This is a genomic window from Roseofilum acuticapitatum BLCC-M154, from assembly GCF_030068475.1.
GTDB classification, from domain to species: Bacteria; Cyanobacteriota; Cyanobacteriia; order Cyanobacteriales; family Desertifilaceae; genus Roseofilum; species Roseofilum acuticapitatum.
The window spans coordinates 1-15,226 of sequence record NZ_JAQOSP010000132.1; the positions used below are offsets into that span (position 1 = coordinate 1).

A 15,226-nucleotide genomic window follows, 5' to 3' on the forward strand; every position below is an offset into this window, starting at 1 on the left:
ATGACTGGAGTGGGAGCATCTTGCTCCCTGGATTTTTAATTAGGATATTTAAGCGAACTTGATATTACAAGTTCCCGATGGGGACTAGAAACCCGGTTTCTGCCAGAAACCGGGTTTCTCTACGAAGTAATATCAAGTCCGGTTATATCAAATTTTTAAAGGGTTGCTACTTTCTTTGTACTGTAGAGACATGGTGGGGGAGGGCGGGTTTACAAAAATAGTTGTTAGTCTACAAGATTTGGGTATAACCCGCCCCTACAGATCTCTGTAGCGTAAATAAATAAACTTGATATTACACCATTGTCATGGCGATCGCAGGGAAGCATAGGTCAATCCTGTTACATATATCCTCAATTAACCAGTGTGATTAATTCTTTTTACTGTACTGACCTTCCCGAAATCCTAGGATTTTGTAACAATGGAGAGACAATAGAAGAAACAACGACGATCGCCGTCGTTCCTCACCTCTGATATAGGATAAATATATTATGGTAGCACTGACCGATCGCCCTCAAAAACGCCTAACGATAGAAACGGCTCCAGTTGCCGAAAATACTACAACGATCCGTTGCCTCGACTGGGATCGCGATCGCTTTGACATCGAATTCGGACTGCAAAACGGAACCACCTACAACTCCTTCATCATCCAAGGAGACAAAACTGCCCTGGTGGATACTTCCCATCGCAAATTTGAGCAACTCTATCTCGACACCCTCAAAGGACAAATCGATCCCGCCACCATTGACTATATTGTGATTAGTCATACTGAACCTGATCACAGTGCCCTGGTCAAAGATGTCCTCGAACTCGCTCCCCATGCGGTAGTGGTTGGCTCAAAAGTCGCTGTCCAATTCTTACAAAACCTGATTCATAAACCCTTTGAAAGCCAATTGGTGAAAAATGGCGATACCCTAGATTTGGGTCAGGGCCATGTTCTCGAATTCATTAGCGCTCCCAATCTCCATTGGCCCGATACCATCTTTAGTTACGACCATAAAACCTCGGTTCTCTATACCTGCGATGCCTTCGGAATGCACTATTGCTCCGAGCATACCTATGATGAGAACCTGAGCGATATTGAAGCGGACTTTCGCTTCTATTATGAATGCTTAATGGCTCCCAATGCCCGCTCCGTGGTCAACGCCATGAAACGGATGGCTAAACTGCCAGCCATTAACCTGATTGCTACTGGCCATGGCCCCCTCCTGTGGCATAACCTAGAAGAACTCACCAGCCGGTACGATCGCTGGAGTAAGGAAAAAACCAAAGCAGAAAAAACCGTGGCCGTATTCTATACCTCCGATTATGGCTATAGCGATCGCCTCTCGCAAGCGATCGCCCATGGGATCACCAAAACCGGGATCGCTGTAGAAATGATGGACTTGCGATCGGCCGATCCCCAGGAAGTCCGGGAACTCGTGGAAATGGCCTCAGCCCTCGTCATTGGCGCTCCCCCCCAGTCGGGAGAATTAGGCAAAGAAGCCGAAGCTGCCATCAGTACCATTTTAGTCGCCGCCAACGATAAACAGGCGATCGGTCTATTTGAGTCCGGTGGAGGAGATGACCGCTCCATCTATCCCCTGCGGAACCAATTCCAAGAACTGGGACTCAAAGAAGCCTTTCCCGCTATTTTGGTGAAAGAAGCCCCCAAAGAAGCCACCTATCAACTCTGTGAAGAAGCAGGAACCGACATGGGGCAACTGTTGGGACTTAAAGATGCCATTAAACAGATGAAGTCCCTGGATAATGACCTAGACCGGGCTTTGGGTCGCTTGAGTGGTGGACTCTATATCATTACCGCCCAAAAAGGGGAAGTCAAAAGCGCCATGCTCGCCTCTTGGGTGACTCAAGCCAGCTTTAAGCCCCTAGGTGTTACCATTGCCGTAGCCAAGGATCGGGCGATCGAATCTTTGATGCATGTGGGCGATACCTTTGTCCTCAATATCCTCAGCGAAGATAACTATCAACGTTTGATGCGTCACTTCCTGAAGCGCTTTGGCCCCGGTGCAGACCGCTTTGAAGGGGTGAATACCCAAACTGCGGCTAATGGTAGTCCCATTCTCACCGATGCTCTGGCTTATGTCGAATGTCAAGTCGCCAGTCGCATGGAGCTTTCCGATCATTGGTTGGTCTATTCCACCATTGATACAGGACGAGTCAGTAACCCCGATGCTCTAACTGCCGTTCACCATCGTAAAGTGGGCAACCATTATTAGGCAGTGGAACCTGCCCTCATCCCCCAGCCCCTTCTCCCACGGGAGAAGGGGAGTAGAACTCCCTCTCTCATTTGATTGATTACCCGGACTGGATATGAGTCAATAAACTAGCAAAATGCTTGAGAATTTGCAGCACGGGATATAAACCATTCTGGCGGTTGCGAAGGTTGAACTCATCCGAAAGTGCGTACATAAACCTGTCCCCATGGGGGATGAGTTTCAGAAAGGTAAAATTAGCTCCATTGGTGAGCAGTCCATAGCTAGGAGAGGTGGCTGCATGGGGACTCGCGAGAAGATAAGAGAGCAGTTGAGCGCGTCCCACTTCTAGGGAAAAAGCGGCTTGTTTAGACTCGATCGCCAATACCCAAAACTCCTCACACAACACCAGTACATCTAAGTTACCCGTAACCCTCAATTCTCCATCTTGGTCAGTAATTTCTGTGGAGACTTCCGAGCGAATGCGGAAAGGGGGCAAAAAGAAACCCGCCATATCCAATAAAGGAGAAAGAACGACCATTTTTACGGTGTTTTCTAGCAGGGGAGGGTAGCGGAGGAGATAAGTATAGCTGGTTTTGATGCGATCGCAGCGATCGCGCTCTGTATCGGTCAACTCAGGCAGTTCCCTGTGCCATTCTAAGAAAGCAGATGGCTCATCGGTCAATTGCAGTTGGAATCGCTCTTCGAGTTCACTTAAGGCAAGGGTTCGAGCAGTGAGGGTTTGCATACGGGGTTCGTGTGGCGATCGGCGGAAGCTCAGTGTATCCTTTCAGTGTAACCCTTAGAAGCGCGATCGCAACCGGGATAAACAGGACTTGCTAAGTTTTACGGAATGGCTATACTATGGGCTGAATCTAATTCACGTGATGGCTCAATCGACCCATCACAACATTACTCACACAGAAAACTGAGGTGAAAGTCCCTATTTCTAACCAACAAAACATCACACTAGCTCCAGATGTCCTGGTTCAGGAACTCTCTGGAGAATCGGTATTACTCAATTTAAAGAGTGAGGAATACTTCGGTTTAGATGAGGTGGGTTCGCGCATGTTATCCGTGTTGACGGATTCTGCTTCAATTCAAGAGGCGAGCGATCGCCTATTAGAAGAGTATGAGGTAGAGCCGGACAAACTGCACCAGGATTTGCTCGAACTGATTGAAAAAATGGTCGATCAGGGCTTGGTTACCGTGAATCCAGCTTAACAGGGGTTTCAGGGAGCGATCGGAAAATTTCTTTTTAAGGTTAAATTAAAATGAGTCGGGTGAACCCTTCAGTTGTGCTATAGTACACTGGAAAATAAACAAGCCCAAGGGGTTTGCAGTTTAGCTTAAGGTAGAGTATAATCAGCTCGTTTTAAGCAACTAGGGCAAAACACCCATTACTCCGTCTAAACACCAGATTGAGGTGAAGAGAGTGAGCGGAATTGTAGGAATCGTCAATGCTGATAATGCCCCGGTTGACCGGGAACTATTGGCACGGATGACCGGATATATGACCTCCCGGGGGCCGGATGTCCAGAGAATCTGGGCAGAGGGTTCTGTCGGATTTGGCCATACCCTGTTACGGACGACTGATGAATCCGAGAAGGAAACTCAACCTCTAACGGTAGATCAACGGGTTTGGATTGTAGCGGATGCACGGGTGGATGGTCGCCCAGAACTCATCCAAAGTCTGCAAGACCGAGGAGAACCGGTAACTTCAGAGACTCCCGATCCGAATCTGATCCTCCATGCCTATCTGGTTTGGGGTATCGATTGTCTGGATTACCTGATTGGAGATTTTGCCTTCGCCATCTGGGATAGCCGAGAACAGCGTTTGTTTTGCGCCAGAGACCATTTTGGGGTAAAACCGTTTTTCTACGCCCATTTGGGTAAAGAGTTCGTGCTGAGTAATACGCTCAATTGTGTGAGATTGCATCCGTCTGTGTCGGATAAACTCAACGATTTGGCGATCGCCGACTTTCTCCTATTCGGCTACAATCAGGAAGTGGATACCAGCGCCTTTGCCGATATCCAACGCCTGCCTGCCGCCCATCGGTTAATCTGGACTCCAGAGAGCTTTAAGGTCGAGAGGTACTGGACATTGCCAACGGATGGCTATATTCGGTATAAACGGGATGAAGAGTATGTAGAGCGGTTTTTGGAGTTAATGCGGTTAGCAGTCGGCGATCGACTGAGAACCAATAAAGTCGCAGTTTACATGAGTGGCGGATTAGATTCTACCAGTGTAACGGCGATCGCCAAAGAACTCCTCACAGAAACCTACTCCTCCTACGACCTCAGAGCCTACACCACCGTCTTCGACCGTCTTCTTCCCGATGAAGAGCGCTACTACTCCGGTTTAGTCGCCGAGCATCTCGATATTCCCATCCACTACCAAGTCGCCGATGATTTTGAGGTCTGTAAAGGGATGGAAGAGATAGAAGAGTGTACCCCTGAACCAAGCATAATCTCTCTCACTCGAAAAAATAAAGAATACGAAAAAAAAATAACGGCTCAAAGTAGAATTTGTATGAGTGGTGAAGGCGGAGATGGTGTGTTTAGTAATGAAGGTGCATATTATTATTCCCTGTATTTAATTAAAAAGGGTAAAATAGGAACCCTTTTAAGAGAATGGTTGTCCTACTGTCTCTCCCATAGGCGATTTCCTCAACCAGGAATACGCGCTCGGATTAAAGAAAAATTACAAATATCTTCTTGGCAATCCCCTTATCCTGTATGGCTTAATCTTCAATGGGCTGAAAAACGTAACTTAACTCTAAGATGGAACAAGGCTTTTGTTAGACCCAAACTTATGCATCCTGTTCGCCCTGAAGCATATTCTAGTCTGACTTCGAGATTTTGGCCTTATCTATTTGAACGCTATGACCCAGGAATAACCCATTCTCCTCTTGAAGTCCGATATCCTTATTTTGATTTACGCTTAATCAAATTCCTCTTGGCAATTCCAGTTATTCCTTGGATTATGTTCAAAGAACTTTTACGGGTATGTATGAAGGAGAAATTACCAGAAGAAGTTCGTACCCGACCGAAAACTCCAGCTATGGGTGACTCTATTAGCTTAATATTACAGCAATCAAGGATGAAATGGGTAGATAAATTTGATCCAATTCCTGGGTTATCACTGTATATTAATCATGGAGTTATTCCTAACCTTTGCGGAAAGTCAGCTCAGACCAGTGAAGCTTGGATTAATCTTCGTCCCATTAGTCTTAACCATTGGTTGCAGCATTTAGCGTTAGTTCACTCACAATCCCAATCGGAGGCCTACTATGTACTTACAGTCTAAAGAAAACGCCAAAAAAACTTATAACTCTCCCACATTAGAGGTCTATGGTAACATTGGGGAGTTAACCCAGAATAACTCAGTTCTTCAGCAAAATAGTGACAATCATTCAGTGGCTCCCAGCGCAAGCAATAAGACGGGTTATAATATGTAAGTTTTAGACTTCAATTAAACAGACACCTCTCCCTCAAAAGCTCCCATTTTGTCTTGTCACTATCCTATTTAGCGTTTGGCTTATACATCAAATCTGATGTTCTGATCCCAGGTTTAGTTGGTTTTTCTAGAGCGCAGAAGGCAGACTTAATTGTTGACCTTGATGCTCAACCTCCTTGGTGGGAAGAGTTCGATCAGCATCACTTACCTGTATGGTCTACAAGTTCTTGTATCACAGAAACGGGTAATCCCTTGTGGATAGTTGAGGAACTGGGTCAATTATATCTGCAGTTGACCTATGATGACGGGACTCAGTTCATCATAGACCGTCAGGGAACTGAAGTCTGGGGGACTTGGCCGGAAGAGTTGACGTTGGAGGATACAGCCACCTACTTGCTGGGCCCAGTCATGGGTCTGGTTTTGCGTTTGCGGGGGGTAACCTGTCTTCATGCGAGCGCGATCGCCGTCGGCGATCGCGCCATAGCCCTCGTCGGTCGTTCCGGTGCAGGAAAATCCACCACTGCGGCCGCATTTGCGGAACTCGGATATCCCATCCTTTCGGATGATATCGTTGCTCTAGTCGAGCCAGATAACCAGATTCTGGTTCAACCTGCTTATCCCCGACTCAGACTCTGGCCCTCTTCTGCCGAGATCCTCTATAAGAACCCTGATGCGCTCCCTCGTCTGGTTCCCACTAACCCCACTTGGGATAAAAGCTATTTAGACCTTAATCAAGAGAAGTACAAGTTTCAGGATACGCCCCTACCTCTAGCTGGCATTTATATATTAGGCGATCGCACCAGTTCTTCTCCCATTCCAGCACTGACACAACTGCCAAAACGTCAAGCCTTAATGGATCTGATTGCCAATACCTATGCCAATGTACTCCTCGATAAAACCATGCGCCAACAGGAGTTTCATTTTCTCAGCCATACCGTCAATCAAGTCCCGGTTTATCAACTGAATGCTCACCCCGACTCGGAGCATCTATTCAACATTCCAACTGTGATTTTAGAGAACTTATCCCATGTATAGTGTATCGGGTTACGGCTCCATGATCGGCGATCGCGGCCGCATGGAAGCCTATACGCAAGCTCTGAAACAATCCATTACCCCCGGTTGTGTTGTCCTCGATATCGGCACGGGAACCGGTATATTTGCCCTGCTTGCTTGTCAATTCGGAGCCAAGAAAGTCTACGCTATTGAAACGAATCCGGCGATCGAAGTGGCAAAACAAGCGGCAGTTGCCAATGGGTATGGGGATAAAATTGAGTTTATTCAAGATTTATCTACTCAAGTAGAATTACCCGAATTAGCCGATGTCATTATCTCCGACTTGCGGGGAATTTTACCTTTATTTGAGCAACATATTGCCTCCTTAGCTGACGCGAGAAAGCGGTTATTGCGTCCTGGAGGGGTGTTAATTCCCCAAAAAGATAAAATTTGGGTGAGTGTGGTAGAAGCACCGAATTTATGGAATAGAATTAACGATCCTTGGGATAAATATTGCTATGGCTTTAATATGGATGGGGCGAAAAAGATCGTTAATAATGTTTGGGGAAAAGGCTGGATAATGCCTTCCCAATTATTGGCGCAACCGCAACTTTGGGCAACCTTGGATTATGGAACGCTTGAGAATCCGAATGTGGGTAATCAGATGCTCTTTGAACCCTCGCGCAGTGGCACAGCCTATGGGTTAAGTGTATGGTTTGATGCTACGTTGATTGAGGAAGTTGGGTTTTCCACGGCTCCGGGGATGCCAGAATTGATTTATGGGACAGCATTTTTTCCCTTTTTGGAGCCGGTTGAGATAAGTTTGGGCGATACTGTTTCCGTAAATCTACAAGCGAATTTAGTTAATAATGATTATATCTTCCGTTGGGATACTCAGGTATTCGAGCAGGGGAAAGAAAGCCAGTGTAAGGCTCAGTTTAAGCAGTCTACATTTTTTGCCGAATCCCTTGCTCCTCAGCAGTTGCGGAAGCAGGCAGGAAATTTTGTGCCGCAATTGAATGAAAATGGTAAGATCGCGCAAGTGGTTTTAGAGGCTATGGGGCAAGGACAATCGGTGAGCGAGATTGCAGGAAGGTTAATGGAGCGGTTTCCGGAGGCGTTTTCTAGTCCGAAAGAAGCTCTAACACGGGTGGGGCAATTGTCTACAGTGTACAGTGAATAGAATCGCCACAATTACCTCCCGGTTGCAACGGTTGCTCTATCTCCGAAAAGCCGTTCAGTTGGTTTGGGAGAGTACCCCCAAGCTCACCCTGGCAAACCTGGTTTTGGTGTTTCTGCAATCGGTTTTACCCCTGGTTTCTCTTTATCTCACCAAGCTAATCATCGATCGCATCACCGAAGGCATTGCTACTCCCCAAACCTCCCTACAACCGGTACTCCTGCTGATTGTCATTGCTGCATTGGTGGCAATTCTGGGCGATGGACTGAGATCCTTAGCGGGATGGGTGAGTGAAGCGCAATCTCAAATCGTCACCGACTACGTGCAAAATCTGCTCCACGCTAAGTCGATTGAAGTGGATTTAGAATACTACGAAAATGCCCAATACTATGATTTTCTCCATCAGGCACAGACCGAGGCAGCTTACCGTCCAACTGTCATTGTAAACCGATTTATCCAATTAGGCAATAGCAGTTTATCCTTAATTGGGATAGGATTACTCCTCTTTTCCTTTGATTGGGCGATCGCCCTCATCTTGATTATCGCTGCCATCCCCGTTTTTCTCGTTCGCCTCAAATTTTCCCAACAGCTTTATCGGCAATGGCAACAATGGACTCCCCAAGAGCGCATGGCCTACTATTACAGTAGCTTAATTACCCAAGTGGATCATGCCAAAGAAATTCGCCTATTTGACTTAGGAGAACTCTTTGGCAGACGCTTTAATACCCTCCGTCAAAGCATTCGTCAGCAACGAATATCCCTATCTGCTCGTCGTTCCTTTGCCGAAAGTATCACCCAAAGTAGCGCCACCTTAGCCGTTTTTACCGCTTTTGCACTGATGGCAGATCGGGCAATTATGGGTGCGATTACCATTGGCTCGGTGGTAATGTACTATCAAGCGTTTCAGCGCGGACAAACCTTACTGCGAGAAAGTTTAAGTTATTTGGCTTCTTTGTATGAAAATAGTTTATTTCTCTCCAACTTTTACCAATTTCTCGACTTAAAACCAACCATTATTTCACCGCCTCACCCTGTCCCCTTGCCCGCTTCCATCCCAGGAAAAATAGAGTTTGATCGGGTGAGTTTTTCCTATCCCCATAGCCAACGCTCTGTCCTGGAAGATATTCATTTTACTATTGAACCTGGAGAAACGATCGCCATTGTGGGGGAAAATGGTGCAGGGAAAACGACTCTGATCAAGCTTTTGTGTCGCCTTTACGATCCGACGGCTGGCAGTATTCGCTTAGATGGGATCGATCTGCGCGATTTATCTCCCACTGAAGTGAGAAAAAACATTAGTATCGTCTTTCAAGATTATGCCCATTATCATTTAACGGTGCAAGAGAATATTGGTGTGGGAGATATTCAAAACTGGGACAATTTATCCCAGATTCAGCGAGCGGCTCAATGGGCGAAAATTGACCAAACTATTGCGAAACTACCCCAAGGATATGATACCATTTTGGGGAAACAATTTATTAATGGAGAAGAACTGAGTATTGGGGAATGGCAGAAAGTGGCGATCGCCCGCTCTTTCCTGAGTCAATATCACCCCATTTTAGTTTTAGATGAACCCACCAGTGCCTTAGATCCGCAAGCGGAAGCTGAAATTTTAGAACAGTTGAATCAACTGACGCAAAAAAGAACCTCTATCATCATTAGTCATCGTCTGTCAACGGTGAAATTTGCTGACCGAATTTTAGTCTTGAAAGAGGGTAAAATTGTGGAAACGGGCAGTCACAGACAGTTAATGGAACAATCGGGAATTTATGCCACACTTTTTAATACTCAAGCCCACTATTATCGATAACTTTTTTTGTGGTGACAGAGGTAGAGGTAGGGTGGGCAGTGCCCACCCTACTGGATTGGCAAGCTTAAAAGTAGGGAGAAGGCATTCATAATGCGGCTAGAACATCAACTGATTTTGAAGTGTGCCCGCACTTACCATTCGGGCGAAAATCAAGACAAAATTGTAGGCTTGCTCTCTAGAGATCTGGATTGGAATTATATTTTTGATTGGATTAACTACCATGGCTTAATTCCCTTATTTTACTGGACAATTAAAGAGTTTCAAGAGCAAGTCAATCCCAATTTTTTTGCACTCATCCATGGTGAGTTTAAGAAAAATGCCTGTCGTAACTTATCCCTGACGCAAGAACTAATTAAAATCATTCAATGCTTTGAGACGGCAAAAATTCCAGTTGTGGCGTTTAAGGGGCCGGTTTTAGCACAAACGGTTTATCAGAATCTGGGTTTCAGGCAGTTTGTAGATTTAGATATTTTAATTCCTCCAGATTGTGTAAGTAAAGCTTCAAAACTCTTGATTGAACAGGGGTATGAACCTCAATTTGAGTTTCAGGGATGGCAAGAAAATCGCTATACGCAAATTCGCCCGGAGCATAATTTCTACTCCTCGGAAAAGGATCTAAGTATTGATTTACATTGGTCGTTGATTTCTTCTGCACTTTCATTTCACGAGAATCCCCAACTGATTTGGGAGGATAAGAACTATCAAGATCGGGTAAAGTTAGGGAATAAAAAGATTCTTACTTTATCACCAGAGGCTTTATTATTATTTTTATGTGTTCATGGGGCTAAACATGATTGGTCTCATTTATCTTGGGTTTGTGATATTGCTGAATTGCTGCATCGATATCAAGATTTAGATTGGTTGTGGATTGAGCAGCAAGTGGGTCATTTGGGAACGCAAACGATGTTAGAATTAGGTTTAGGATTAGCCCAAACTTATTTAGAGGCTCCGGTTCCTGAAGATTGGGTGAAAAGATTAGAAAGTAATTCTAAGATTCAGGAGTTAGGAAAATTAGTAGAAGGGCAATGGTTTAATTCCCCATCTGAGGGGAATAGTCTGAGATTAATGGGACAAATTTATGTACAGACGATGGATTCGCCCCGCGATCGCCTCTGGTACTGGTTTGACTATGTAGCAACTCCGACACCTCTAGAGTGGGAAATACTGCCATTACCTTCCGGTTTATTCTTCTTTTATTATCCCTTACGACTGTTCCGTTTACTGTGGAAATATTGCCCTTCCTGGCTTAAACCTCAATCATTACTCGGTTCTACCGGTAATAATAACTGAAACATCACTTGCTCATTCTCCAAGGAGTAAATATTAACATATCCTCCTAAACTTTGCATCAGGGATTGGCAAATGAGCAAATATAAACCAGGAGGTTTATCCAGTAAAGAGGGAGTGAGGAGATCGGGCGATCGCCCTTCTTGGAGTTCTGCGATTAACTCAGGTTCTAATACTGTGGCACAAACAATCGAGACATCGAATAATAAAACCGCTTTCAGTTGACTTGTGGAGTCTTGCCGCAAATGCTTGGCTATTCTCCCCTGAGCAGGGGGAAGTTTGGTCTGAGAAATGCCATTACACCAAATATTAACCTGTTCTTTAATCTTGGCCATTTTACAAGTAATTCCTAAGATTTCGTGGAAAATCAACTCGATTTTCATCACATCGCCGATCAAATTAAATGCTCCTGGTTGTCCCTGCACGCGAATAAATAGCTCTCGCTTTTTCACAGGAACATTGACCCGTTCGATCGCCCGTTTAATTAAACTCACTAAAGGCATAGCTATCTGATAGGATTGCAATTCCCATTGCTCATCTTTGAGCATTTGACCCAAATTCCCCAATGTGGCATTAATCGATCGCAAGCCTTGCTGATAACGGGTAAGGGTGAGAGCATCCTTGGGAGTCCCCAAACTCCCCAGCTTTTTCAATTCTGTACTTAATTTACGATAGGTCAGCTCACTTCGCCGTTGCTTATACCAATTCAATTTTTGGGCCCGATCCTGCTGAACTTCAAAATAAGTTTGCAGTTCCATCATCCGCTCAGACCAAGCCAATTGGTGTACCATAATTTCCAAGGCCGTCAGATAGCGCTCTGACCACAAGCGACCGGAAACATCGGCCAGTACAAGAATCCCTGTAGGAGTAGCCTGTTCATTGGCTCGAAAGGCGATCGCCGCAATCTCCCCAATTCCCGATCCCGTCAACCACTGATGAGTTATAGGAGAAAGAGCATCCGCCGAAACTTGATAAACCTCTGGGTTGGCTAAAACAGCTCGCAACAAGGGATCGTGGGCTGTATCAATCTTCCCTTTCGTCTGTATACTAAACTCGCTGCTCGTGACTTGGGCGCTGGTAATCTGGGCCACATGAGGACTCTCCAAAGACCAACTAATTTTTAGGGCTAGGGGAACCTTAAACACTTGGGCAATTTGCCGGATTGCTTCCTCTTCAAGGGTTTCGGAGTTATGGCCACTCGATCCAATTGCCGTTTGTCCCCATTGAATCAGAGATTGCAGTTTTTCCTGTTGTTGTTGACGACTATTTAATTGCCATTGATGAAGAATCAGCCCCAACTGTTGGGCAACCACTCGCACCAATTCTAACTCTGTGCTATCCCAAGTGCGAGCGACATCATGGGCCACCATTAGCACCCCTTCCATTTCATGGCCGATCCCCGTATTACAGAGTAAAACACTCTTAATTCCCACCTGGGTAAAGAGGGGTTGCCAAGCCATGAACTGCTCATCTTCTTCCCAATTCTCAATCGGGATGGCTGACCTTGACGTTTCGAGCTGCTCCCAGTCCTGGGGATCGGGAACTGCCAAGGGAGAAGGAACTGGGCGACGGTTAGCCGGTTGACTTTGACAAACAATATCAAAATAATTCTTATCGCGATCGTAGAGCAAGACCAGAAACCGCTCTACTCCTAGGCGATCGCACACCAAATGGGCACAATGATCTAGAGTCTGTCGCCAATCCTCCTCAGACGAGATCGATCGCACCAATTCTGCTGTCAGTGCCTGGTCTTGTTTCGTCCGCTCTACGGCGGCTTCCATCGCCTCTAGGGGAGCCATCAGAGCAATCAACTGGGCCACCCCCCGCACATAACTGCGTTCGGCCTCTTCCCAAATCCGAGGGTCATTGCCCTCGATCGCCAAAAAGCCCAGTAACTCATTTTGATAGATAATGGGAGCGGCTAATAGGGAACGCGCCTTAATTTGCTGCATTAACCGACTGGTGGTATCTGCTTTCAGAGAACTCCTCGCTTCCCCCACAGACACCACCTGATCGGCCACCAGAGCCTTATAAAACCCGATCACTTCTTGTACCGTAATCCCAGAAGCTGCCTTATTGGCCCCGGCTGCTGTTTTCTGAAGATTGGTGGTTCTGCGCCAAAAATAGCGCCGTTCCCGCTCAAACCAATAAATATTGGTGCGATCCGGAGATAAAAAATCATGGGTTTTAGCCACCACCATATCTAACCGTTGGCGGAAATCCGGGAGCGATCGCAACTGATCCAATAATTCTAATAACGGTTTATCCGGCCGTTTTGCCAATTGCCTGCGCCAATTGGCTTCCATCTCATTTAATGTGGCTGCCAACTCCCCAAAAATCATCGATAAACGGGCTTTTTCATCCGATCGCGGCGAAGTTCCCCACAGAGCCGATCCCAAAATTACCACCCCAAAACACAGGGCCCGATAGCGTAGGGGAAAGACAATCGTCCCTTGAATATTCAATTTTTCTGCTAATTTCCGCCATTCTCCCGCCCGTCGTTCTTCCCGCAAATCCGGCACTCCTGCCGGTTTTTGCTGAATCACCACTTGCTCGAATAAGTCTCCAGGACTGAGGGTAAAGGTCTGTTTCAGAATTAGGCGATCGCTACCAGATGGCAGAGTTCCCCCTTTACCAAATAAGCGATGCTCGCGCCGGTCATACAAACCAATCCAAATCAAATCATATTCAAATTCCTCTTCAATATAGTTGAGGGTCGTGTCAATCAAAACATCCAGATTTTCCTCTTCCCGCAAGGTTTGGAGAGTTCGACCCAGGTTAACCAGTTGTTTTTCGCTTTGTTTCGGTATGGACTGCTGAGGCATAGACCGAGGGTTCTAGGGATAGTGAATAAGGGCGAATGACAAATCAATAATAGACAAGGGATAGTCAATAGGGAACAATGGATAGGGATAGGGAATAATGTAAATCCATCCTCAACAATGGCTTGCTTTCAATCAGTTGTACCAACGAGTCGCGCTACCCTCCTTTCTTCCATTATCCACACTTTAAATTGGCAGTGTTCCCATGCTTGAGCAATTTATCTTTGCAGGACTTAAAGTCGATCCAGAAGATCTTCATCACTTTGTTATCGATGCCTTAAGCTGGCTCAGTCACCGAAAAACGATCCACTATGCCAGTTTTATCGATCGGACTTTTGGGTTAATGGACGATCGCCTCCAGCAAACTCTCTGGGGATTAACCTTTCCTAACCCGGTGGGATTAGCCGCCGGTTATGATAAAGATGGCCTAGCGGTAGGCATTTGGGATCGTTTAGGTTTTGGATCGATGGAACTGGGCACAGTTACCTTCCATCCTCAACCCGGTAATCCCCGTCCCCGTTTGTTTCGCTTAACTCAAGACCGAGCCGTTTTAAACCGTATGGGATTTAATAACGAGGGCGCTGAGGCGATGGCAAAACGATTGAAAGATAGCCAGCATTGCCCTAATCTCCATCGTATTCCCATTGGAATTAATTTGGGTAAGTCTAAGATAACACCCCTAGAAAATGCGGCAGCCGATTATGGCCAGAGCTTTCGTTTACTCAAGGACTGGGGAGATTATTTTGTGGTCAATGTCTCTTCTCCCAATACCCCTGGCTTGCGATCGCTCCAAGATGCCAGCCAACTGAGTCTTATTTTAGAGGCTATTCAAGCCGAAAACCAAGAGGGTAAGCCTTTATTGGTGAAAATTGCCCCCGATTTGGAGGATCGGGCGATCGCCGAAGTTGTGAACTTAGCCCAAACTTACCAGTTATCGGGCATCATTGCCACCAATACCACCATTGATAAGCGCCATCTAAAAACCCAGCTCAACCCCAAAACCGGCACTCCCATTCAGGAAGAGCAGGGGGGAATTAGTGGCCTTCCCTTGGGCGATCGCTCCACACAAGTTATCCGTCTGATTTGGCAACAAACCCAAGGTCAGTTACCCATCATTGGCGTAGGAGGCATTTTCACCCCAGAAGACGCTTGGCAGAAAATCACTGCCGGAGCCAGCCTAATTCAAGTCTATACCGGTTGGGTCTATCAAGGGCCCTGGATGGTGAAGAGAATTTTACAGGGTTTATTAGATCGCTTAGAGCGCGAAGGCTTAAACACCCTAACCGATGCAGTAGGAATCATCAATAAATAATGCATTCCTCGAATCCTTTGAGAAAGGCTATTATATCAAGTTCGCTTATTCATGTCCGCGAAGCGGAAATACCCTAATTAAAAATCCAGGGAGCAAGATGCTCCCACTCCAGTCATATCAAAGAATTCGAGGAGTGCGGGCATCTTGCCCGCTTCTTAACAAATTTTCAT

The 15,226-nt window shown here is 46.1% G+C and carries 11 protein-coding genes; 9 read left to right on the forward strand and 2 right to left on the reverse strand.

Translation table 11 applies throughout. The features are described 5' to 3' along the window. Positions 1-488 precede the first annotated feature (488 nt). On the forward strand, positions 489-2,216 hold the full coding sequence (locus PMG71_RS20550) for a diflavin flavoprotein (protein WP_283755598.1): 1,728 nt from the start codon (positions 489-491) through the stop codon (positions 2,214-2,216). Positions 2,217-2,295: 79 nt separating this feature from the next. Here the strand turns inward: PMG71_RS20550 and PMG71_RS20555 are convergent, their stop codons facing one another. Then, positions 2,296-2,940: a restriction endonuclease subunit R gene (locus PMG71_RS20555; RefSeq protein ID WP_283755599.1), complete on the reverse strand. Its 645-nt coding sequence runs from the start codon at positions 2,938-2,940 to the stop codon at positions 2,296-2,298. A gap of 185 nt (positions 2,941-3,125) precedes the next feature. Between PMG71_RS20555 and PMG71_RS20560 the strand changes: the two genes are divergently transcribed. The 7 genes from PMG71_RS20560 to PMG71_RS20590 all read left to right on the forward strand — a co-directional run bounded on the left by PMG71_RS20560 (position 3,126) and on the right by PMG71_RS20590 (position 10,925). Further along, a complete protein-coding gene (locus tag PMG71_RS20560) occupies positions 3,126-3,416 on the forward strand; it encodes a PqqD family protein (protein ID WP_283755600.1) in 291 nt (96 codons plus the stop codon). A gap of 211 nt (positions 3,417-3,627) precedes the next feature. After that, positions 3,628-5,502 (forward strand): asparagine synthetase B family protein, encoded by a 1,875-nt coding sequence (locus tag PMG71_RS20565; protein ID WP_283755601.1) that lies wholly within the window; start codon positions 3,628-3,630, stop codon positions 5,500-5,502. Beyond that, the gene (locus PMG71_RS20570) at positions 5,486-5,653 is read left to right on the forward strand and encodes a hypothetical protein (RefSeq protein WP_283755602.1); all 168 of its coding nucleotides are present in this window, start codon (positions 5,486-5,488) and stop codon (positions 5,651-5,653) included. Before PMG71_RS20565 ends, PMG71_RS20570 begins: the two co-directional genes overlap by 17 nt. Positions 5,654-5,706: 53 nt before the next feature. Then, a complete protein-coding gene (locus PMG71_RS20575; RefSeq protein ID WP_283755603.1) occupies positions 5,707-6,687 on the forward strand; it encodes a phosphoenolpyruvate carboxykinase (ATP) in 981 nt (326 codons plus the stop codon). Beyond that, the gene (locus PMG71_RS20580; protein WP_283755604.1) at positions 6,680-7,828 is read left to right on the forward strand and encodes a 50S ribosomal protein L11 methyltransferase; all 1,149 of its coding nucleotides are present in this window, start codon (positions 6,680-6,682) and stop codon (positions 7,826-7,828) included. The genes PMG71_RS20575 and PMG71_RS20580 overlap by 8 nt, the downstream gene beginning before the upstream one ends. Next, positions 7,821-9,635 carry an ABC transporter ATP-binding protein gene (locus PMG71_RS20585; protein ID WP_283755605.1) on the forward strand — a complete coding sequence of 605 codons (1,815 nt, stop codon included), beginning with the start codon at positions 7,821-7,823 and terminating at the stop codon, positions 9,633-9,635. Before PMG71_RS20580 ends, PMG71_RS20585 begins: the two co-directional genes overlap by 8 nt. A gap of 90 nt (positions 9,636-9,725) precedes the next feature. Next, positions 9,726-10,925 (forward strand): nucleotidyltransferase domain-containing protein, encoded by a 1,200-nt coding sequence (locus tag PMG71_RS20590; protein WP_283755606.1) that lies wholly within the window; start codon positions 9,726-9,728, stop codon positions 10,923-10,925. Here PMG71_RS20590 and PMG71_RS20595 read toward each other — a convergent pair. After that, entirely contained in the window at positions 10,889-13,747 is a 2,859-nt protein-coding gene (locus PMG71_RS20595; protein WP_283755607.1) for a GAF domain-containing protein, read from the reverse strand. The genes PMG71_RS20590 and PMG71_RS20595 overlap by 37 nt on opposite strands. A gap of 202 nt (positions 13,748-13,949) precedes the next feature. On the opposite strand from PMG71_RS20595, the gene PMG71_RS20600 reads away from it, so the two are divergent. Further along, positions 13,950-15,056 carry a quinone-dependent dihydroorotate dehydrogenase gene (locus PMG71_RS20600; RefSeq protein ID WP_283755608.1) on the forward strand — a complete coding sequence of 369 codons (1,107 nt, stop codon included), beginning with the start codon at positions 13,950-13,952 and terminating at the stop codon, positions 15,054-15,056. The last annotated feature ends 170 nt before the right edge of the window (positions 15,057-15,226 follow it).